Below are 20,665 nucleotides of genomic sequence, written 5' to 3' on the forward strand. Positions count from 1 at the left end.
TTAAGTACTTATACTCAACAGTGCTGATACAGAGATACTGTAAAACAGAAAGGCCGTACACCAATGGTGAACGGCCTTTCCTATAATTTGTACATTATGACTGATTACAGTCCGAATGCAGCTTTTACTTTTTCTACGTAGTCGAGTTTCTCCCAGGTAAACAGCTCTACTTCTACTTTCTTTTCGTTCTTTTTACCCTTGTTGAACACTTTGCTTACTACTTTGCTGTCGCGGCCCATGTGACCGTAAGCTGCTGTATCGCTATAGATAGGATTACGCAGTTTCAGACGCTGTTCGATAGCATATGGACGCAGGTCGAAGATCTCTTCTACTTTTCTTGCGATCTCACCATCAGTCATATTAACTTTAGCGGTACCGCGGGTATCGATGAACAGACCACATGGTTTAGCAACACCGATTGCGTAGGAAACCTGTACCAGTACTTCATCGCAAAGACCGGCAGCTACCAGGTTCTTAGCGATGTGACGGGTAGCGTAAGCTGCAGAGCGGTCTACTTTGGAAGGATCTTTACCGGAGAATGCACCACCACCGTGCGCACCTTTACCACCGTAGGTATCAACGATGATCTTACGGCCAGTCAGACCGGTATCACCGTGAGGACCACCGATTACGAATTTACCGGTTGGGTTGATATGGTAAGTGATCTGATCGTTGAAGAGTGACTGTAATTCTGGTTTCAGCTGTGCTTTAACACGAGGGATCAGGATGTTGATCATATCTTCCTTGATCTTCGCCAGCATCTTACCTTCTGCATCGAAATCATCGTGCTGGGTAGAGATAACGATAGTATCTATACGAACAGGTTTGTTATCGTCAGAATATTCGATAGTTACCTGTGATTTAGCATCAGGGCGCAGGTAAGCGATCTCTTTGTTCTCGCGGCGTACAGCAGCCAGTTCGATCAGCAGTTTGTGTGCCAGATCGAGTGCCAGCGGCATATAGTTTTCAGTTTCACGGGTAGCGTAACCGAACATCATACCCTGGTCGCCAGCACCCTGTTCTTCCGGGTTTTTACGTTCAACGCCCTGGTTGATATCCGGAGACTGCTCATGGATAGCAGAGAAGATACCACAGGAGTTCGCTTCGAACATATATTCACTCTTCGTATAGCCGATCTTACGGATTACCTCACGAGCAATTTCCTGCACATCCAGGTAAGCTTCAGATTTAACTTCACCGGCCAATACCACCTGACCAGTTGTTACCAATGTCTCACAAGCTACTTTCGAAGTTGCGTCATAGGCAAGGAAATGATCTATCAATGCGTCGGATATCTGATCGGCCACTTTATCCGGATGGCCTTCGGAAACTGATTCTGAGGTAAATAAATAAGGCATAAACTTTTTGAATTTCGGCTTTTAGATAAGTATTGATTCAGTACAATTTACCATTTTTTTGCACTTTGGTGGTATGCTTAGTGGTAAACCGCGCCAAAAATAGGAAAAAACTTTGAGAATGAGTTTTCTGCCAATAAAAAAAGCCTCGTTTTTAACGAGGCTTTATCATTTGATGGTAAGTGTTATTTTCCGAGGAGTTGTGTATACAACTGCAGGTAGTCAGCGAGGTCTTCGTTATCCTTTTTGTAAGGAAGGATGATCTTGCCTTTTTCCGCCTTCAGTTCATCTACAACTTTCTTTTCAGTTTTTTCTCCGGCCAGTATGACTGCGTCGGCGTATTTACCTGCGCCTCTGTTCAGTGCACTGTTGGTACCTTCTTTATACAGTTCCAGGTCTTTTTCTTTGATCTGGGTGCTGATGGTTGCCTTTTTAACGAAGCCGGCGCCGAGTTTCTCCTTAAAGCTGTTCGGCTCCATGGAGTAAACCACTTTAGAGTGGGCAAATACCGGTTCTTTCTTGTAGGCAGTCTTCAGATATAAAGGGATCAACGAAGTCATCCATCCGCTACAGTGAATGATGTCAGGCGGCCAGCCGAACTTCTTCACCGTTTCCAATGCTCCTTTACAGAAAAATACTGCACGGGCTGCATTATCGTCGTAGAACTGCTCGTTTTCATCCGTAAATAAGGTCTTACGTTTGAAATAGTCCTCGTTATCCAGGAAATAGACCTGTAAACGGGCGTTCGGCAAAGAAGCTACTTTGATAATCAATGGATAATCGTCACCCTCAATCACAATGTTAATGCCAGACAGTCTTACCACCTCGTGTAACCGGTGCCTTCTCTCGTTGATAATGCCAAACCGGGGCATGATCACCCGCACTTCCAGACCGGACTCATTGGACTTAATTGCCATTTTATTGACCATGTTCGCATAATCTGTTAATTCCAGATACGGCGACATTTCCTGAGCAATAAAAAGAATTCGTTTCTTTGTGGACATCTAATGCTGATATTAATGCAGTAATTTTTAATTTGGTTTGCAAAATTACGGATTTTTAACGGAAGAAAAGACAAATTGGCACTTTTAACATCCTTTTAAGCAATAAATTATGTATCTGTTCAAGCGGAAAGACGATCTCGGAAGGCTTTTATCAACAGCCAGGAAAGAAGGCAAACGTATTGGTTTTGTGCCTACTATGGGGGCATTACATGAAGGGCACCTGTCCCTTATCGCCGCGGCAAAAGAAAATAGCGATCTGGTAGTTTGCAGCATATTTGTCAATCCTACACAGTTTAATGATCCGGCCGATTTTGAAAAATACCCGATTACTATAGATCAGGACGTTACCCTGCTGACTGCCGCAGGTAACGATGTGCTGTTCCTGCCATCTGTGCAGGAAATGTACCCTAACGGACTGGCGCCTGAAATGCACTATGCGTTTGGACCACTGGAAACCGTATTGGAAGGTGCACACCGTCCGGGGCACTTCCAGGGCGTTGGTCAGGTAGTCCATAAACTACTGGGCCTGGTACAGCCCGATAAACTCTTTATGGGGCAGAAAGATTTTCAGCAATGCCTGATTATCAACCGTTTGATCAAATTACTCCAGCTGGATGTGGAACTGGTCATCTGCCCTACCAAACGCGAAGCTGACGGACTGGCCATGAGCAGCCGTAATCTTCGCCTCAATCCGACCGAAAGACAGAACGCTCTCCATATCTCCCGGGCACTGAATGGCATAAAGAAGCATATCCACGATGCTCCATTGCAGGAACTCTCCGCACAGGGTATCGGCGAACTGGAAAGTAACGGTTTCGACGTGGACTATCTGGAAATGGTATCTATACAACCGGATGGCAACATCAGCTTCCCTTCCACTCCGGGAACAGACCCTTTATATGCAGTTGTTGCCGCAAAGGAAACAAGCAGCGGTGTCAGACTGATAGATAACATGCAGGTCAACTGATCCATTGATCCATGCGAAATTAATACAGTACACCGCCTAAAACAAGCCACAGTCCATGTGTCTGCTGAGCCCTAAGCACTGTATTATATTTTTTCCCTAATTTTGCTGATACACTAGAACCCACAGGAGTGGGATATATTTAACATGCATATTGAAGTACTGAAAAGTAAGATCCACCGCGCAGTTATCACTGAAGCAAACCTGCAATACGTAGGCAGCATTACTATTGATGAAGATCTTATGGACGCTGCGAACGTTATTGAATACGAAAAAGTACAGGTAGTTAACGTGAACAATGGAGAACGCCTGGAAACCTATATCATTAAAGGCAAACGCGGTTCCGGCGTTGTCTGTATGAATGGCCCCGCTGCCCGCCTCTGTGCGGTTGGCGATATCGTGATCATTATCTCTTACGCATCTATGGACTTTGAGGAGGCTAAAAAACATACTCCTATTGCCATTTTCCCGAAAGAAAATAATAAATTGTAACCGCTGATCCCAAAAAATTACTATTACTATGCCCAAATTTTTGAAGTTTATCTGCTTTTTAGCCATTGGGCTGGGATTAGTTTGGCTCGTTACACATAATCTTACTGATAAGGAAAAGGATGATATCTTCAGTTCACTGCAGCGCGCCAACTACTGGCTGCTGATCCCTGTGATCATTGTCGGTATTGCCAGTCACTGGTACAGAGCCGTACGCTGGAAACTGATCATGGAACCACTGGGTTATCATCCCAGTACCCTGAATACCTTCTTTGCTGTCATGGTCGGTTACCTGGCCAATCTGGCGGTACCCCGTCTCGGCGAAGTGACCCGTTGCGGCATCGTAGCGCGGTATGAGAAGATACCGGTTGACAAACTCGTAGGTACCATGATCGCTGAACGCGCAGTCGATATGCTGCTGCTGCTGATCCTGATGGTCATCACCGTAGTCATCCAGATAGACGTCATAGGTGGCCTGTTTCTCAACGAGATATGGTTGCCTATCGAAAACAAACTGGGCACTGCCGGCAGCTCCCGCTCGCTGATCCTCGCAGGAATTGCAGTGGGTGTGATCCTGCTAGGCATTATCGGCTACCGCCTGATCTCCCGTTCCAGCATCGGTATCAAGATCCGTGCACTGGCTCATGGCGTATGGGACGGTATCCGCTCCATCGGTAAAATGGAAAAGAAAGGCTGGTTTATCTTCTATTCCATATTGATCTGGGCGATGTACTTCGCCATGATGTACCTGGGTTTCTACTGTATGGAAGAAACCCGTTACCTCGGATTAAAAGCTGCTCTTGCAGTACTGATCATCGGTAGTGTAGGAATGATCGTTACCCCTGGCGGTACCGGCGCTTATCAGTTCCTGGTGCAACGTACACTGATGGTGTATGGCGTACTGGATACTTCCGCTTATGCATTTGGCTGGATCGTATGGTCCGCACAGACTTTACTGGTACTGATCGTAGGACTGGGGAGTCTGATCGCGCTGCCGTTGATGAATAAGCCACAAGAAGCAACGGGCAGTAAAGAATTAGGTGTTAATAATTAGGAATTAGCGCCACTGAAGCTCCATCAGTCTTATAACCGGGTATTCAGTGTTAAAGCTATTCTTCAACAAAGATTATACAAAAGGTGCTGATCAAATGGTCAGCACCTTTTTTTTGTATTCGTGGTCACCGTTTGATGGTGTTTAAAGTTCTCTCCCTGGTGATTTTATTCTCTCTACATATTTTATGTCTGGGTCATACGCTGCGGTTTCAGATGGGACCTCTGGCTGACGCTCTTTGAAGTTCTTATCTATTGGGCCTGGGAGGTAGGGTTGAGCTTTGGGATATCTATTTAACTTCTGGTTGGTGGGTGAGCGTACTTCAAATAGCTAAGGCCAGGGTCTCCATCTGAAAGCCTCCGCTGTGACGGGACGGCCTACATGTAAAATGTTCTCTCCGGGTTTAGTTCATTCTTTCGACATATTTCTCTTTACGTATTTCAGTCTGGGTCATACGCTGCGGTTTCAGATGGGACCTCTGGCTGACGCTCTTTGAAGTTCTTGTCTATTGGGCCTGGGAGGTAGGGGTGAGCTTTGGGATATCTATTTAACTTCTGGTTGGTGGGTGAGCGTACTTCAAATAGCTAAGGCCAGGGTCTCCATCTGAAAGCCTCCGCTGTGACGGGACGGTTTACATGCAAAATGTTCTCTCCTGGTTTAGTTCATTCTTTCGACATATTTCTCTTTACATATTTCAGTCTGGGTCTTACGCTGCGGTTTCAGATGGGACCTCTGGCTGACGCTCTTTGAAGTTCTTGTCTATTGGGCCTGGGAGGTAGGGTTGAGCTTTGGGATATCTATTTAACTTCTGGTTGGCAGGTGGGCGTACTTCAAATAGCTAAGGCTAGGGTCTCCATCTGAAAGCCTCCGCTGTGAAGAGACGGTCTATATGGAAAATGTTCTCTCCGGGTTTAGTTCATTCTCTTTACATGTTATTTTTTACGTATTTCAGTCTGGGCCTTACGTTGCGCCGCGATATCAGATGTGACTTCTGGTTTATGGTCTTTGACTTTTTCAGTCTTTGGGATATGTCTATGTAAATCCTCGCTATGTGGTTTCATTTTCGGTGGTAGTGCCTCATCGTTACATCTCTTGAAACATTATCGAATATGAACAGTCACTTTACAGCGAAGGATTTCAGATGGAGACCCTGGCCTTAGGTATTCGAAGTATGCCCATCCGTTTGACAGTGATTACTAGCATTCCCAAAGCCCAACACGACCTACCAAAGCCCAATAAGAGAAACTTCGAAGACCGTCAGCCAGAGGTTCCATCTGAAACCGCAGCGTAAGCCCAACTACTGAAAATGAAACTACACAGCCACTGGCTAAACATGATTGATTCGTAAACCGCCCCGTCACAGCGAAGGATTTCAGATGGAGACCCTGGCCTTAGGTATTCGAAGTATGCCCATCCGACTGACGGTGATTACTAGCATTCCCAAAGCCCAACACGACCTACCAAAGCCCAATAAGAAACTTCGAAGACCGTCAGCCAGAGGTTCCATCTGAAACCGCAGCGTAAGACTCACCAATGAAAATGAAACTCCCACCAAATGAGGATTGACGACTGCACTAACCTCCTAATCCAATGATTTATACATCATAATAAAGAAATATGGCATAGATTTCCTGGTGTAAATTGATGAGACACGCATTAGAATTCCTTATCTTTAAAAAAAGACATCAGAAATTTAACATACGATGTAATTCAAAATATGTATTGTTGCGACTAGCAGTGTAATCACAACCGTTAATCAGCTTTCAGATGCGATTGTCCAATAGTGAGCATATAGATACAAATTTTCAAGATCCTGTGATGGAAAAGAAAAGCAATAGCAAAAAAGTAGCGCCAGCAGCTAAAAAACCAAAGATTATTGCCAGAGATATCAGCTGGCTGGCCTTTAATGCAAGGGTCTTGCAGGAAGCATCCGACAAGAGCGTGCCCCTCCTCGAGCGTATCCGCTTCCTCGGTATTTTTTCCAACAACCTGGACGAATTTTTCCGCGTACGTGTTGCTACCCTGAAAAGAATGCTGCTGGTAGGCAAGTCCACCCGCATGCACCTGGAAGAGAACCCTGACGAGATCCTGGATGGCATTCAGGACAAAGTGATTGACCAGCAACGGGAGTTTGACCGTATCTGGGAAGGGATCGAAGATGAACTGAAAGAACAGAAGATCTTCATCCGCACGGAAAAACACCTGAACAAAGAACAGCAGAAATTTGTCCTGAATTACTTCAACGAAGAAGTGCGCACCAATATCATCCCGCTGATGATAGAAAGTATCCAGCACTTCCCGTTCCTGCGTGATAAATCTATATATCTGGCAGTCGTACTGGCCAGACAGGATAATTCCGTAAGACAGAAGTTTGCCCTGATCGAGATCCCTACTTCTATCCTGCCCCGTTTTATCATCCTGCCATCCAAGGAAGGCGAGGAAGATATTATGCTGCTGGAAGACGTGATCCGTTTCAGCCTGCCGCATATCTTCTCCTATTTCGGTTTTGACAAATTCTCTGCACATATCATCAAGGTGACCAGAGACGCTGAACTGGATATCGACAATGATATATCCACCAGTCTGATTCACCAGATTGAAAAAGGACTCAAAGACCGTCGTAAAGGCAAGCCTGTACGATTCGTTTATGATAAAGATATAGACCCGCTGCTGCTGGAATACCTGATGCGCCGCCTGGGCCTTTCCGGGAAGGATAACCTCATTCCCGGCGCCCGTATCCATAATTTTAAGGACTTTATGGATTTCCCGTCCGGCGTGTTCAAGGAGAAGGCACATCCGCAGCGAAAAAGCTTTATACATCCGCTCTTCGCGAATGCGTCGAGTGTGATGCATGTGATCCAGTTACAGGATGTGATGCTGCATTTCCCTTATCACTCTTTCGATACCATTATCGACCTGTTGAGAGAGGCTGCGATCGATCCGAATGTGACAAGTATCAAGCTTACCGCTTACCGTCTTGCCAGAAATTCCAAGATCGTGAATGCCCTGGTGAATGCGGTGCGGAATGGTAAACAGGTCACTGTAGCGCTGGAATTGCGTGCACGCTTCAATGAAGCTGATAACCTGGAGTGGAAGACACGTCTGGAAGACGAAGGTGTGAAAGTACTGATTGGTATACCGGGATTAAAAATACACGCCAAACTGTGTGTGATCAAGAAACGCATCGGTACCAAAACCGTTCAGTGTGGCTTTGTGAGCACGGGTAATATGAATGAAAAAACAGCCCGGGTATATGGCGACCACTGTCTGCTGACGGCCAACCGTAATATCCTCGCTGACATCAACCGCATCTTCAGTTACCTCGAAAACAGCAAACATGATGTGAAATTGCTGGAGGCATGTAATACGCTGCCGGTGAGTCCGTACAGTATGCGTCCGTTCTTCCTGCGCATGATCGATAAAGAGATCAAGAATGCCCGTCATAAAAAAGGCGGTTCGATGATCCTCAAAATGAACTCGCTCTCCGATCCGGAGATGATCAGCAAACTATATGAGGCAGCAAAAGAAGGCGTCGATGTCAGCATGATCATCAGGGGTATCTGTTGCGCATACACGGAAAATAAAAAATGGAAGAAAGATATTACTGCTGTCAGCATTGTGGATGAGTACCTGGAGCATGCCCGCGTATTCTCTTTCGGTAGAGACAGTCAGGAGAAAGTATATATCGCTTCCTGTGACTGGATGCTGCGTAACCTAGATCACCGTGTGGAAGTGGCCATTCCGATCTTCGATCCGGCAATACAGCAGGAACTGAAGGATATTCTCGCTATACAGCTGAGCGGTAATGTGAAAGCAAGGATACTGGACAATGAGCAGAAGAATGAATACAAGCGGGATAACGGGAAAAAGATCAGATCACAGATAGAGATCTTTAAGTATTTACATGAGAAACAGTATAGCTAATCTGAATTAAGAATTAAAAATTAAGGATTAAGAATTGGCCTTAATAAGTGACGCTAATGGCCAACGTAAGGTTAAAGTGTATATCAGGGTATCCTTAGCCATACCAGACACAGTATTTAGCTTCTTGTCATTTTCGTACAAATGTCAGCCAGTTTGATCCAATTCTTAATTTTTAATTCTTAATTCCTAATTGATCTTTATTTTTGCGCCCATGAAGCTTGCTGCCATTGATATCGGGTCCAACGCTGCAAGGCTGCTTATTTCAGAAGCATCGCCTAACAGCCAGGGCCGGATGGATTTTACTAAAGTCAACCTTATCAGGGTACCGTTGCGTCTGGGTCTTGATGTATTCAGCGAAGGTGCTATTTCTGAGAAAAGAGCTACCCACCTGCTCAATACCATTAAAGCCTACAAACTTTTGCTGGAAGTATATGAGGTAAAATACCTGAAAGCATGTGCTACCTCAGCCATGCGTGATGCTACCAATGCAGCAGAAATTTTACAGAACGTCAGACAGCAGACCGGTATAGATATCAAAGTCATTTCAGGTCAGGAGGAAGCTTCTTTCCTCTATGAGAGTCACATCGCAGAGAACCTGGATAAGACCCGCTCTTACATGTATGTGGATGTGGGCGGTGGTAGTACGGAAGTCACTATCTTCAGTAATAACAGTCTCCGTTATAAGGAATCTTTCAATATCGGCACCATCCGCCTGATGCAACACCAGGTAAAGGATGATCAGTGGCAGTATATGAAAGACACGATCAAATCACGTATTAAGGGGCTTGGTCCGATAACCGCCATTGGTTCTGGTGGTAATATCAACAAAATCTTCTCTCTGTCCAAACGTAAAGAGGGTAAGCCGCTTACGCTGGAAGTACTGAAAGATTATTATAAAGAATTCAACGGTTTCAGCGTTGAAGAACGCATCCATCTCTACAATCTCCGGGAAGACCGTGCCGATGTCATTGTCCCTGCGCTGCAGATCTATATCAATATCATGCGCTGGGCGGATGCCGAAGAGATCTTTGTGCCGAAGATAGGCCTGGCAGATGGCCTGATCCAGTCGTTGTATGCTGAGATTAGCCAGTAATTGATAAATAATGGTTACCTTACCGCCCATTTTCTCATCAATAATCTGTCATTCAGATGTCAACGCACAAAGAAGTTAAACGGATCACAACGCACATATTACAGAAAATGAAAAATGATGGAGAGAAAATCTCCATGCTGACAGCTTATGATTATTCCATGGCGCGCATCTTTGACGACGCCGGTATGGACATCCTGCTGGTAGGCGATTCTGCGGCCAATGTAATGGCCGGTTATGAAACCACCCTCCCTATCACACTGGATCATATGATCTATCATGCAGCATCTGTAGTAAGAGGAATCAAGCGGAGTTTTGTTGTCGTAGACCTGCCTTTCGGTACCTACCAGGGTAATTCCAAAGAAGCCCTGGCCTCTACCGTTCGCATTATGAAGGAAACCAGTGCACACGGTATCAAGATCGAAGGTGGCGAAGAAATCATCGAATCAGTAAAGCGTATTATTTCTGCGGGTGTACCAGTAATGGGCCATCTCGGACTGACGCCTCAATCCATCAATAAATTCGGTACCTACAGTGTAAGAGCTACCGAAGAAGCAGAAGCACAGAAACTGCTGAAAGACGCCCTCCTTTTACAGGAAGCAGGCTGTTTTGCCCTGGTACTGGAAAAGATCCCTGCCATGCTGGCTAAACAGGTGGCGGAAAGCCTCCAGATACCGGTTATCGGTATCGGCGCCGGCAAACACGTCGACGGTCAGGTACTGGTAATGCACGATATGTTAGGTATCAACAAAGATTTTAAACCCCGCTTCCTGCGCCGTTATCTCAATTTATATGACGAAATTTACAAAGCGTCACAGCAATATATCCACGACGTGAAAGCGAAAGACTTTCCGAACGATAACGAACAATACTAAAATCGTTTTATGTTAGACTATGTTCTTAGCGGTCTGATGCAACGCTATCAGGAGCGTGTTCCTGACGTTGCCGCTATTATTGCCGCCATGATCACTGAGGATCTGATCCAGGTTCCGGAAGACATTGAGAATGACCATATTGCCTTCCGTACAATAGGGGTACCCGAACTCGGGATACAGTCGCTGGAAAAGATCTTCCTCCACTACGGTTACACCAGAAGAGATGCGTATCACTTTAAAGCAAAGAAGCTGGACGCCTACTGGTACGCACCACCTGCCCCCCACTTCCCCCGCATTTTCATCAGTGAATTACGGGTGAAGGACCTCAGTCCGGAAGCACAGCAGATCATCACCAGTTACACTAAAGAAGTATTGGTAGATCCTGTCAGCAACCTGGACCTGCATGACGGACCGGCGGTAGACACCTTCCTCCACAGTTCCCTCTGGCGCACGCCAACCCTGGAAGATTACCAGACCCTGGCAGCGGAAAGTGAATATGCGGCATGGGTGATCTATAACCGTTATTACCTGAACCATTTCACCATCAGTTTACAGAACCTGCCTCCGGGTTATAACACCGTAGCAGACTTCAATAAATTCCTGGAGAAAGAAGGATTTACGCTCAATGACTCCGGTGGCAAGATCAAGGAAAGTCCGGATCACCTGTTACTGCAAAGCAGTACAGTGGCTAAAATGATCCCGGCGACCTTTGCCAATAATGAAGTGCAGAAGATCGCAGGTTCCTATGTGGAATTTGCCGAACGCAGGGTACTACCGGAGTTTGCTCATCTTCCGGCAGATCAGATCACCCGCGAACAACGCAGGGAAGGATTTGAAGCAGGAAATGCGGACCGCATTTTTGAAAGTACATACAGCTCGCAAACGAATAAATAATCAGATAAGGCCGGTCATTGCTATGTCCGGCCTTGTTATTTTGTTAATCTTATATAGCTCATTATCAATAGCCTTGCCTATTGGTGCACATCAAAACAATAAAAACAGCATACGCATGATCCAGGATATTCTGCAACAGTTACATATCGGCAATGTGAACAGTGGCGTCAGTACAGGAACCAACTGGCTGGATGCGAAAGGCGCCGTGATTGACGCATCTTCTCCTGTCGACGGACAACACATCGCTACCGTAAACACAGCCAGCCGTGAAGATTATGATACGGTCATTGCTACCGCACAGGCAGCTTTTAAAGAATGGCGTTTATGGCCGGCTCCCCGCAGAGGTGAGGTAGTCCGCCAGATCGGTGAAGCGCTTCGTCAGAACAAAGAAGCACTGGGCAAACTCGTCTCTTATGAGATGGGTAAAAGTTTGCAGGAAGGATACGGTGAGGTACAGGAAATGATCGACATCTGTGATTTCGCGGTAGGTCTCTCCCGTCAGTTGCACGGTTTGACCATGCACTCTGAACGTCCGGGTCACCGGATGTACGAGCAATGGCATCCATTAGGCATTACAGGCATTATTTCGGCCTTTAACTTCCCGGTTGCAGTATGGAGCTGGAATGCGATGCTTGCCTGGATATGCGGCGATGTGTGCGTATGGAAACCATCTGAAAAGACGCCTTTGTCCGCCATAGCGTGTCAGCATATTGTACAGGATGTACTCAAAACCAATAATGTACCCGAAGGCGTTTGCTGTCTTGTAGCAGGTGGCCGTGATACCGGTGAATGGATCGCTGCAGACACCCGTGTACCATTGGTATCTGCAACCGGATCTACCCGTATGGGTAAGGCTGTAGGCAGTGTTGTGGGCGCCCGTCTGGGCCGCTCTCTGCTGGAACTGGGGGGTAACAACGCTATCATCATTACTGCAGATGCAGACCTCGATATGTCCCTGATCGGTTGTGTATTCGGCGCTGTAGGTACTGCAGGACAACGTTGCACCAGCACCCGCAGACTCATCATCCATGAAAGTGTATATGAGACATTTACACAAAAACTGGTTAAAGCCTATCAACAGCTGCGTATTGGTAATCCGCTGGATGAGCATAATCATGTTGGTCCGCTGATCGATAAAGATGCTGTTAATCTCTATCTCGACTCCATCGAAAAAGTAAAAGCCCAGGGCGGTAGCTTCCTGGTAGAAGGCGGTGTATTATCCGGTGATGCGTATAGCTCCGGATGTTATGTAAAACCTTGTATTGCAGCCGTTGAGAACGCCTACCCGATCGTGCAGCATGAGACCTTCGCTCCTATCCTGTATGTCATGAAGTACAGTAAGATCGAAGAGGCCATTGCGATGCAGAACGACGTTCCGCAGGGACTTTCTTCAGCTATCATGACCCTCAATCTGCGGGAAGCGGAACTGTTCCTTTCCCAGGCCGGTTCTGACTGTGGCATCGCTAACGTGAACATTGGTACATCCGGTGCTGAAATAGGCGGTGCATTTGGTGGTGAAAAAGAGACAGGAGGTGGCAGGGAAAGCGGTTCTGATGCCTGGAGAGCCTATATGCGCAGACAGACAAATACGATCAACTATTCGACGCATTTACCGCTGGCACAGGGGATTAAATTTGACCTGTAAATCAGATAATTAAGCATTAAGCAGGCAGATGTTTCGACATGATCAATTGTGCAGCTCTTTGTTAAAGATATCATAAAAGGGAAGGCTTCCATCATCTTTGGATGCCTTCCCTTTTTTTATATGAAAGAACAATTAATCAATCTGTTATCTATCGAAGAATATTCAATACAGGTCTTCGCTGGCTCCTAATTCTTCATTCTTATTTTTTATTCTTCATTCATTACACAATTTCCTCATTACTCCTCCGTTTAATATGCAGATAACTTTTAAACTAATATTATTTAGCATATTCACAATTGCATGTGAGTGACAACGTAGATCAAAAGAATAGCGAGGTTAGAGAACCTCGCTTTTTCGTTAAACGGAAACCATGCTTATGAGAATAGTCTTGAGTAACTAATAGAAAGTTATCAAGTACTCTTCCAGCTCTAAATATTACACTTTTTTCCGGAAATTCATATTCTACTTTTGTGGTATTTGCAAATTTTTTTTGACGAACGGCAATATGAATTGCTGATTTCAATGCAGTAGCGACTTTCGTGACAACATACTTTCCTCTGCCTGTTAAAAAATTTCTCTCATATTGCTTTAATTGTTAAATTAACAGTAAATAGGTGACTGAATTGAGTTACAGCTACTTCTATACTATGACCACGCATACGCAGACGACTATCCCGATAATTAGCTGTTGGCACGTTGTTTCTGTCGTTCATCATATTACGTAACCCGATCCCTGACATTTTGCATACCTTTAGCCTAATTTGGTTTTTGATTTGTAAAGTTTATTGAGAAAAAAACAGACTGATGAAATCTAAAAAAGCTATGGCAGTCATGGCTGGTGTTGTGTTGATGGCTGCTCTAACCGCTAACCCGACTTATGCCCAAACCACAGCGATTCCGAGAAACTGGCACTTGCTGAATTATGCACAGGACAGTGTATACGGTACCGGCGTTGAGAAGGCCTACAACGAGTTACTAAAAGGTAGAAAAAGCACCCCTGTACTGGTAGCGGTGATCGATTCTGGTATCGACACCCTGCATGAAGATCTTAAGCCCATCCTTTGGGTAAATCCGAAAGAGATTCCCGGCAATGGTATTGACGACGACAAAAACGGTTATGTGGACGATGTGCACGGCTGGAACTTCCTCGGCGGCAAGGACGGTCGCAGCGTAAAGGAAGATTCCGACGAGGCGACCCGCGAATACTACCGTTATAAGAACCTGTATGGTAATCCGGATTCCGCACTGGACAAACAATCCAAGGAATACCTCTACTGGCAGAAACTGCAGGGTAAAGTAGTGAAACCTTCAGCCAATGAAGCGAAAGTCACTTATAAAACCATGCTGAAACTCCAGGAAAGTCTGCGCAAATGCGAGACACTGCTCACAGGTTACCTCAAACAAAACGACTTCACTGCCGCAAAGCTGGACAGCATTCAGACTGCTGATGCTGATGTAATGGTAGCCAAGAAATTCATGCAGCGTATCTTCCAGAATACCGGCGAAGAAAATATCAGCTACTCCGATCTCAAATCTGAGTTTGATGAATACCTCGCTGACCTGAAACGTAAAGCTGAAGCAGCTGAAAGTGAAGGTCCTTCTGATAAACGCGCAGATATCATCGGCGATAACATCAACGATATCAATGATAAATACTACGGTAACAGTGATGTAATGGGACAATTCGGTTTCCATGGCACCCACGTTTCCGGTATCATCGCCGCTGTAAGAGGCAATGGCGTTGGTATGGACGGTATCAATGACAACGTACGCATCATGATGGTGAAAGCCGTTCCTGATGGTGATGAACGTGATAAAGACGTCGCCCTGGCAATCCGCTACGCGGTTGACAATGGCGCACGTGTTGTGAATATGAGTTTTGGTAAAGGCTTCTCCCCTCACAAAGACTGGGTAGATGCAGCTGTTAAATATGCGGAAGAAAAAGGCGTACTGCTGATCCATGCCGCAGGTAATGATGGTAGTGATAACGACGTAGTCGACAACTTCCCGAATCCTGATTTTGCAGATCATTCTCCGAGAGCGAATAATTATATCACCGTTGGCGCCAGCAGCAATGGCAGAGGCTCCAGCAAAGTAGCCAGCTTCTCTAACTACGGTAAAAAGAATGTAGACATTTTCGCGCCAGGCGTACAGATCTACTCTACCGTTCCTGGTGGTAATAAATATGGTAGCGCCAGCGGAACAAGTATGGCGGCGCCTGTTGTTGCCGGAGTAGCAGCGCTGGTACTCGCTTATCACCCTAATCTGACTGCACAGCAGCTGAAATATATCCTCGTGAAATCATCCACTCCATTACCGGATGGTACTACAGAGGTGAACAAACCAGGTGCAGGTGATACCAAAGTGCCTTTTGCGGATCTGTCCATTTCCGGTGGATTGGTGAATGCATACGAAGCACTGAAACTGGCGGATACCATCGATACCGAAAAAGGTACCAATCCAAAGAAAAAGAAAAAAGCAAAGATGGAGTCTATAAAAAAAGGCTAATCATTTTTGTATGAGATATGAAAAGACGTCTGCCGGAGGGTGGGCGTCTTTTTGTTTTAGAAGATTCTCCTTATGGCTGGTGTATATCGTCATCGGCTATATGAATACTCGTTATCAAAATAGCATGATATGATAATGCAGAAGGGCGACCGCTTTTAAACGATCGCCCTTCTGCGTTATTTCAAAAACCTTTATTTCACCAATCTCCAACTCAACGGATACTTATAAAATATCCCGTTATTCGCCTTTGACGCTGCAATAGCCGAAAACACAATATTCACCACCATCACAACCCCGCGTGTCCCATGAAACAGCGAAAAATGCCTCAGATCCCAATAATAGTAGTTGAAACCCGGTCTGCCCCAGCTCCACTCCCAATGGTTGATCATACCTAATAAATTAAGCCCTACATTAATAATACTGAGGGTGATCTGAAAGTTCAGTGCTTCCTTGCCGGTTTCGTTCAGGAACTCAGACTCATTGCGTTTGATGAGCCACAATACCAGTGCTGCAATGATATTACCTGCAGGTGGAATGAACAGCATACCTGCTATACCAGCCAGGTGCATGGCGAGCGCCCAGTTTCTTTCTTCTTGTTGTTTCATAAAGGGTATATAATTCGGGTTATGTCTTTAGGGTTGTCTCGTTTGGTTGATACGCGCAACAATGTATAAAAAAACAAAAACTACAAACCTATAAGCCGGATTCTGTTCTCCTTTGCAGGAGACGCTATCATTTATCTTCGATGCCGTTCACACGACACCTGTATCTGCCTACCCTCGGTCATCGGACGAGTAGCCCTAAGCGACCGTATACATGGCATTTCAACACGCAAGGTTTACCCTCCCAATATGTTGCCATACCAGAACGTGGGCTCTTACCCCACATTTTCACCCTTACCTGCGCTGCTTGCGCAAACAACAGGCGGTAATTTTCTGTGGCACTGTCTGTACCGCTTTGCCCTCTTTTGACGGAGGCCAAAGCAGCCCCACCCGTTAGGTGGTGCGTTACTCTATGTTGTCCGGACTTTCCTCATCTGCCTTTCGGCCGAAGCGATAGCACGGTTTGTAGTTTCTGCAAATGTAATAGAAAACCTGGCATATGCCTAGTGCCGGAAAAATATCTCCGTTGCACCATAGCCATAGCGGGGATGATATTCGTTAACGAACCTTTCTACCCCAGGTGTTTCCCTGAGAATAGCATGTATTTCATCCTTCAGTTTGCCTTTTCCGACCCCGTGAATGACAATCATACTGTGCTGGTGATGTGCAATCGCCAGTTCCATGTAATGGACAAATTCGTTCAGCTGTATCGCAAGGATCTCGATATTCTTCAGTCCTTTCCACTCCTTCACCAGCATCTCGATATGCAGGTCCAGTTCATACTTTGGCTGCTGAGGCGCTTCTGGCTGTACCTGTACGGCTGGTACACTGCCGCCGTTGCCGGCAGCGAAGGCCCCAACGCTCGCAGGATCGAAGTAAGGCTTGTCATTCTTACTCTTTTCCGGATACTTTTCGAACAACACCTGGGTCAGTGTAGCATCTCTTCTCGCCTGTAACTCGGATAACTGTAAGAACAGCTGTTTCGCCTTCGGCTTCCATGTTTTCGGGAAAGAAGGCGCCAGTTTATCGTTCTTTTCTTTCGGGAAAAAGACAAATTCAAGCCGCGGACTATCATTCAGCGACTCAAATAGCAGATCGGAGAGGTAAAAATTACTGAAGGGCTGGATCTCATTACGGATCTCCAGTTCCATACTATTGCGCAGCCATACCTGAAAATTAAAACGGTATGCCTCGCTCGTTTCGTTGAGCAGGTGAAACTTCAGGGATTGTACATGCTCTTCATATGCATCCAGACGGAATACCGGCAGGATGGAAAGGAACATACCTCTGCTCATACGGATATTGTCTTCGTATTTCTTCTTTTCCGGCTTAATATCATAGCCCTGGATCCGCTGTTGTGGTGGAGGCGGAGCCGGCTTCGGATTTGTAAAGCGATGAAAATACGGGAAATCGATCTGGTCCAGGTATACCGGAAAAGTCACCTTTCCCACTTCTACCATCACCATATCATTATTGATAATGTCTACGACTGTCCCCTCCTCTTTGGAATGCAGGAGTAATATCTTATCGCCAATCTCAAACTTCATACTTGCAATGCCGCGATGGTCATACAAATTTTATGGAACTGTTGTGAAAAAGCAGTCCACATCGCGAATAGCAAAGATAACTATCAATTAGGAATTAGAATTAAGAATTAGGAACCGGGGTGAAAAGTGCTGAAAAGCAGTTTTAAGACAGACAATGCCATCCCCTGTACATAACACCTTATCAGTGTATGCCGGGTGAATGAAGGAATGAATAAGCAGATGATTATCAAAGTACTGTTATATCAGCAAACATAACACTTACCATCACGGTGTAATGTTGCACTCACCGTAGATACATGTATAACCAGCTGCCTGCTGTTAATTCCTAATTCTTAATTAAACTCATGCCGGGTGACGGCGCATATATTCGTCAAACGAAATGGGGCCGCTGCCCTCCACAAGGAAGAATAAAAGTAACAGCAGAACAAGGATAGAAAGGCCGGCTTCACCATGTACATTAAATAACCCCGTAGAGGTATGTACAAAAAAGATGGCGCCGATAAGGATGGGAATGTTGGCAAGGATAGCCACTCGCGTAAGTAAGCCGAAAATAATTAGTACTCCACCAGCCAGATGCGCAAAGACAATGTAGTGAGCAAGCCAGAACGACATCACTGTGAGGACCGGATTTTCGTTGATCACAGATTTAAGAACATCGATATTTTGTATGAAAACCACCCCTTTGTAGAATAAAAAGACACCCAGGAGCACACGTATCACATCCAGCCAACGCGGATGATGCGTCTCCCCCCAACGGTCTATTCGTTGTAGTAGATTCATAAAACATGATTTTAGGATCAAAGAGCTAACCGAATATACGAAATAAAGTTGACTAAATCAATAGTCTGTATGACGGAAGCAACTATCTCCTAAAATGTTGATATCGTTATGCTTGTGCCAGCTTACTCCTCCTGTAGCTGTAACCAAAGTAGATCACCAGACCGATCAGCAGCCAGATGGAAAACACCACCCAGTTCCTGAAACCAATCTCAGTCATCAGATAGAAACAACTCAGCAGTCCTAAAACAGGAATCAGTGACAATTTGTGGCGGATGGAAAGGAACGCAAATACCAGCGCTGCTACCACAAAGAAGAAGAAAGGAATATTATGTTTCCACACCTCCCAGCCACCAGCAAATGAGAAACGCTGCGGCAGTTCATTGCGGAAAATGTATGCAAAAATGATAATGATCGCCGGTACGATGAACTGACCATTGATATACGGCAGCCTGAAACGTTTTGAATGTGGGTCCTTCTCCTGTTTAGGCAACAACAATACGCCACCACATACCAGGATAAAGGCGAACAAAGTACCGATACTGGTCAGATCAGTCACCACCGTCAGGTTCAGGAACAAGGCAGGTACCCCTACCAGGAACCCTGTTACGATCGTTGCAAAAGAAGGTGTTTTGAACTTTGGATGGATAGTGCTGAAACGCTTTGGCAACAAACCATCACGGCTCATACTCATCCAGATACGTGGCTGTCCGATCTGGAATACCAGCAATACGCTGGTCGTCGCAACAACCGCACTCACAGAGATCAGGAAACTCACCTTTGGCAGATTCACTGCATTGAACACAAATGCCAGCGGATCTTCTACTTTCAGCTGCGTGTAAGACACCATACCCGTCAGTACAAAGGCAATCAGAATATATAATACCGTACAGATGATCAGCGAGTAGATCATCCCTTTGGGTAAATCCCGCTGCGGATTCGCGCACTCCTCTGCTGTCGTACTGATCGCATCAAAACCAATATAAGCAAAGAACACGGCAGATACGCCCTTAAGTACGCCCGAAAAACCATTCGGCATAAACGGCGTCCAGTTGTCCGTATTCACAAAGAACGCGCCTACAACGATTACAAAGAGTATCACCAGTATCTTCAGTCCCACCATGAAATTAGCACTACGCTTGCTCTCCCTGATACCTACAAAAGCCAGGTAAGTCACCAGCACCACAATAATAAATGCAGGCAGATTCAGGATCACCGGTAAACCAAATATATGCGGCGCAGCAGCATACAGTTCAGGTGACGCGCTATCGTAATTGCTCGTCAGCCACTCCGGGAAGGACAGATTCATGCCCAGTCCCTTTCCGACTCCCGCCAGCAGGTTATTAAAATACCCACTCCAGGAAATAGCTACCGCAATATTCCCGATGGCATATTCAAGGATCAAAGACCAGCCTATAATCCAGGCAGCTATTTCTCCGAATGTGACATAAGAATAAGTATATGCACTGCCCGATACCGGCACCCGGGATGCAAACTCCGCATAACAGAGTGCAGAAAATCCGCAGGTAATGGCAGTAATAATAAATAATAAGGAAACACCGGGGCCACCATGAAAAGATGCCTCACCGATCGTTGAGAAGATACCTGCACCAATAACGGCGGCAATGCCCAGTGCAGTAAGGTCCTTCACCTTTAATACCTTGTTGAGTTCTCCCCCTCCATGCGCATCCGTTAAACCATCTTGAGCATCTTTGAGTATACTGATAATAGATTTCTTACGAAAAAGCGATTTGGACATCAGGTAATTAGGTTCAGGTTTAGCTAATGCGCGAATATATATAAATTAGCCGATAAGCAAACTCTCACCCGGCTTTTGATTGTAAAAAACGCTGTTGCGGACAAAAATCCCTGTATATACGCGCCTAAAAAAGCAAAAGGCCATCCGCTTACGACGGACAGCCTCCATTATCTGCAATAAT

15 protein-coding genes and 1 other RNA gene are annotated in these 20,665 nt (G+C 45.6%); 9 read left to right on the top strand and 7 right to left on the bottom strand.

Annotated features, from left to right (window positions below):
• Window positions 1-104: 104 nt before the first annotated feature.
• Entirely contained in the window at window positions 105-1,358 is a 1,254-nt protein-coding gene (gene metK, locus BMZ72_RS08355) for a methionine adenosyltransferase (RefSeq protein WP_089807030.1), read from the bottom strand.
• A gap of 182 nt (window positions 1,359-1,540) precedes the next feature.
• Window positions 1,541-2,359 carry a glycogen/starch synthase gene (locus BMZ72_RS08360; protein ID WP_012791325.1) on the bottom strand — a complete coding sequence of 273 codons (819 nt, stop codon included), beginning with the start codon at window positions 2,357-2,359 and terminating at the stop codon, window positions 1,541-1,543.
• 109 nt (window positions 2,360-2,468) lie between these two features.
• Here BMZ72_RS08360 and panC point away from each other — a divergent pair, with 109 nt between their 5' ends.
• The 9 genes from panC to BMZ72_RS37105 all read left to right on the top strand — a co-directional run bounded on the left by panC (window position 2,469) and on the right by BMZ72_RS37105 (window position 15,799).
• Window positions 2,469-3,326, top strand: a complete 858-nt coding sequence (gene panC, locus BMZ72_RS08365) for a pantoate--beta-alanine ligase (protein WP_089807032.1) — start codon at window positions 2,469-2,471, stop codon at window positions 3,324-3,326.
• Between the two features lie 144 nt (window positions 3,327-3,470).
• A complete protein-coding gene (gene panD / locus BMZ72_RS08370) occupies window positions 3,471-3,815 on the top strand; it encodes an aspartate 1-decarboxylase (RefSeq protein WP_012791323.1) in 345 nt (114 codons plus the stop codon).
• A gap of 28 nt (window positions 3,816-3,843) precedes the next feature.
• On the top strand, window positions 3,844-4,866 hold the full coding sequence (locus BMZ72_RS08375) for a lysylphosphatidylglycerol synthase transmembrane domain-containing protein (RefSeq protein WP_089807034.1): 1,023 nt from the start codon (window positions 3,844-3,846) through the stop codon (window positions 4,864-4,866).
• Between the two features lie 1,815 nt (window positions 4,867-6,681).
• Window positions 6,682-8,787 carry a polyphosphate kinase 1 gene (ppk1, locus tag BMZ72_RS08380; protein ID WP_177222723.1) on the top strand — a complete coding sequence of 702 codons (2,106 nt, stop codon included), beginning with the start codon at window positions 6,682-6,684 and terminating at the stop codon, window positions 8,785-8,787.
• A 211-nt stretch (window positions 8,788-8,998) separates the two neighbouring features.
• Window positions 8,999-9,880, top strand: a complete 882-nt coding sequence (locus BMZ72_RS08385; RefSeq protein WP_089807036.1) for a Ppx/GppA phosphatase family protein — start codon at window positions 8,999-9,001, stop codon at window positions 9,878-9,880.
• A gap of 56 nt (window positions 9,881-9,936) precedes the next feature.
• On the top strand, window positions 9,937-10,752 hold the full coding sequence (gene panB / locus BMZ72_RS08390; protein WP_012791318.1) for a 3-methyl-2-oxobutanoate hydroxymethyltransferase: 816 nt from the start codon (window positions 9,937-9,939) through the stop codon (window positions 10,750-10,752).
• Window positions 10,753-10,761: 9 nt separating this feature from the next.
• Window positions 10,762-11,646, top strand: a complete 885-nt coding sequence (locus BMZ72_RS08395) for a DUF1338 domain-containing protein (RefSeq protein ID WP_089807038.1) — start codon at window positions 10,762-10,764, stop codon at window positions 11,644-11,646.
• A 115-nt stretch (window positions 11,647-11,761) separates the two neighbouring features.
• Window positions 11,762-13,291 carry an L-piperidine-6-carboxylate dehydrogenase gene (locus tag BMZ72_RS08400; protein WP_089807040.1) on the top strand — a complete coding sequence of 510 codons (1,530 nt, stop codon included), beginning with the start codon at window positions 11,762-11,764 and terminating at the stop codon, window positions 13,289-13,291.
• A gap of 804 nt (window positions 13,292-14,095) precedes the next feature.
• Window positions 14,096-15,799 (top strand): S8 family peptidase, encoded by a 1,704-nt coding sequence (locus tag BMZ72_RS37105; protein WP_177222724.1) that lies wholly within the window; start codon window positions 14,096-14,098, stop codon window positions 15,797-15,799.
• 191 nt (window positions 15,800-15,990) lie between these two features.
• Here the strand turns inward: BMZ72_RS37105 and BMZ72_RS08410 are convergent, their stop codons facing one another.
• The 5 genes from BMZ72_RS08410 to BMZ72_RS08430 all read right to left on the bottom strand — a co-directional run bounded on the left by BMZ72_RS08410 (window position 15,991) and on the right by BMZ72_RS08430 (window position 20,484).
• A complete protein-coding gene (locus tag BMZ72_RS08410) occupies window positions 15,991-16,404 on the bottom strand; it encodes a DUF4870 domain-containing protein (protein ID WP_089807042.1) in 414 nt (137 codons plus the stop codon).
• 75 nt (window positions 16,405-16,479) lie between these two features.
• Window positions 16,480-16,871, bottom strand: an RNA gene (rnpB, locus tag BMZ72_RS08415) — RNase P RNA component class A.
• A gap of 33 nt (window positions 16,872-16,904) precedes the next feature.
• The gene (locus tag BMZ72_RS08420) at window positions 16,905-17,948 is read right to left on the bottom strand and encodes a Smr/MutS family protein (protein ID WP_089807044.1); all 1,044 of its coding nucleotides are present in this window, start codon (window positions 17,946-17,948) and stop codon (window positions 16,905-16,907) included.
• 342 nt (window positions 17,949-18,290) lie between these two features.
• Window positions 18,291-18,728 (bottom strand): DoxX family protein, encoded by a 438-nt coding sequence (locus BMZ72_RS08425; protein WP_089807046.1) that lies wholly within the window; start codon window positions 18,726-18,728, stop codon window positions 18,291-18,293.
• Window positions 18,729-18,834: 106 nt separating this feature from the next.
• Window positions 18,835-20,484 (bottom strand): amino acid permease, encoded by a 1,650-nt coding sequence (locus BMZ72_RS08430; RefSeq protein WP_089807048.1) that lies wholly within the window; start codon window positions 20,482-20,484, stop codon window positions 18,835-18,837.
• Window positions 20,485-20,665: the final 181 nt, after the last annotated feature.

The organism is Chitinophaga sp. YR627, from assembly GCF_900114995.1.
GTDB lineage: Bacteria > Bacteroidota > Bacteroidia > Chitinophagales > Chitinophagaceae > Chitinophaga.

Coding starts and splice junctions, on each gene's coding strand:
- ppk1 (WP_177222723.1), top strand. CDS start 6,682: ATGGAAAAGAAAAGCAATAGCAAAAAAGTAGCGCCAGCAGCTAAAAAA.
- BMZ72_RS08375 (WP_089807034.1), top strand. CDS start 3,844: ATGCCCAAATTTTTGAAGTTTATCTGCTTTTTAGCCATTGGGCTGGGA.
- panC (WP_089807032.1), top strand. CDS start 2,469: ATGTATCTGTTCAAGCGGAAAGACGATCTCGGAAGGCTTTTATCAACA.
- BMZ72_RS08425 (WP_089807046.1), bottom strand. CDS start 18,728: ATGAATCTACTACAACGAATAGACCGTTGGGGGGAGACGCATCATCCG.
- BMZ72_RS08385 (WP_089807036.1), top strand. CDS start 8,999: ATGAAGCTTGCTGCCATTGATATCGGGTCCAACGCTGCAAGGCTGCTT.
- panB (WP_012791318.1), top strand. CDS start 9,937: ATGTCAACGCACAAAGAAGTTAAACGGATCACAACGCACATATTACAG.
- BMZ72_RS08430 (WP_089807048.1), bottom strand. CDS start 20,484: ATGTCCAAATCGCTTTTTCGTAAGAAATCTATTATCAGTATACTCAAA.
- BMZ72_RS08395 (WP_089807038.1), top strand. CDS start 10,762: ATGTTAGACTATGTTCTTAGCGGTCTGATGCAACGCTATCAGGAGCGT.
- BMZ72_RS37105 (WP_177222724.1), top strand. CDS start 14,096: ATGAAATCTAAAAAAGCTATGGCAGTCATGGCTGGTGTTGTGTTGATG.
- BMZ72_RS08420 (WP_089807044.1), bottom strand. CDS start 17,948: ATGAAGTTTGAGATTGGCGATAAGATATTACTCCTGCATTCCAAAGAG.
- BMZ72_RS08360 (WP_012791325.1), bottom strand. CDS start 2,359: ATGTCCACAAAGAAACGAATTCTTTTTATTGCTCAGGAAATGTCGCCG.
- metK (WP_089807030.1), bottom strand. CDS start 1,358: ATGCCTTATTTATTTACCTCAGAATCAGTTTCCGAAGGCCATCCGGAT.
- BMZ72_RS08400 (WP_089807040.1), top strand. CDS start 11,762: ATGATCCAGGATATTCTGCAACAGTTACATATCGGCAATGTGAACAGT.
- panD (WP_012791323.1), top strand. CDS start 3,471: ATGCATATTGAAGTACTGAAAAGTAAGATCCACCGCGCAGTTATCACT.
- BMZ72_RS08410 (WP_089807042.1), bottom strand. CDS start 16,404: ATGAAACAACAAGAAGAAAGAAACTGGGCGCTCGCCATGCACCTGGCT.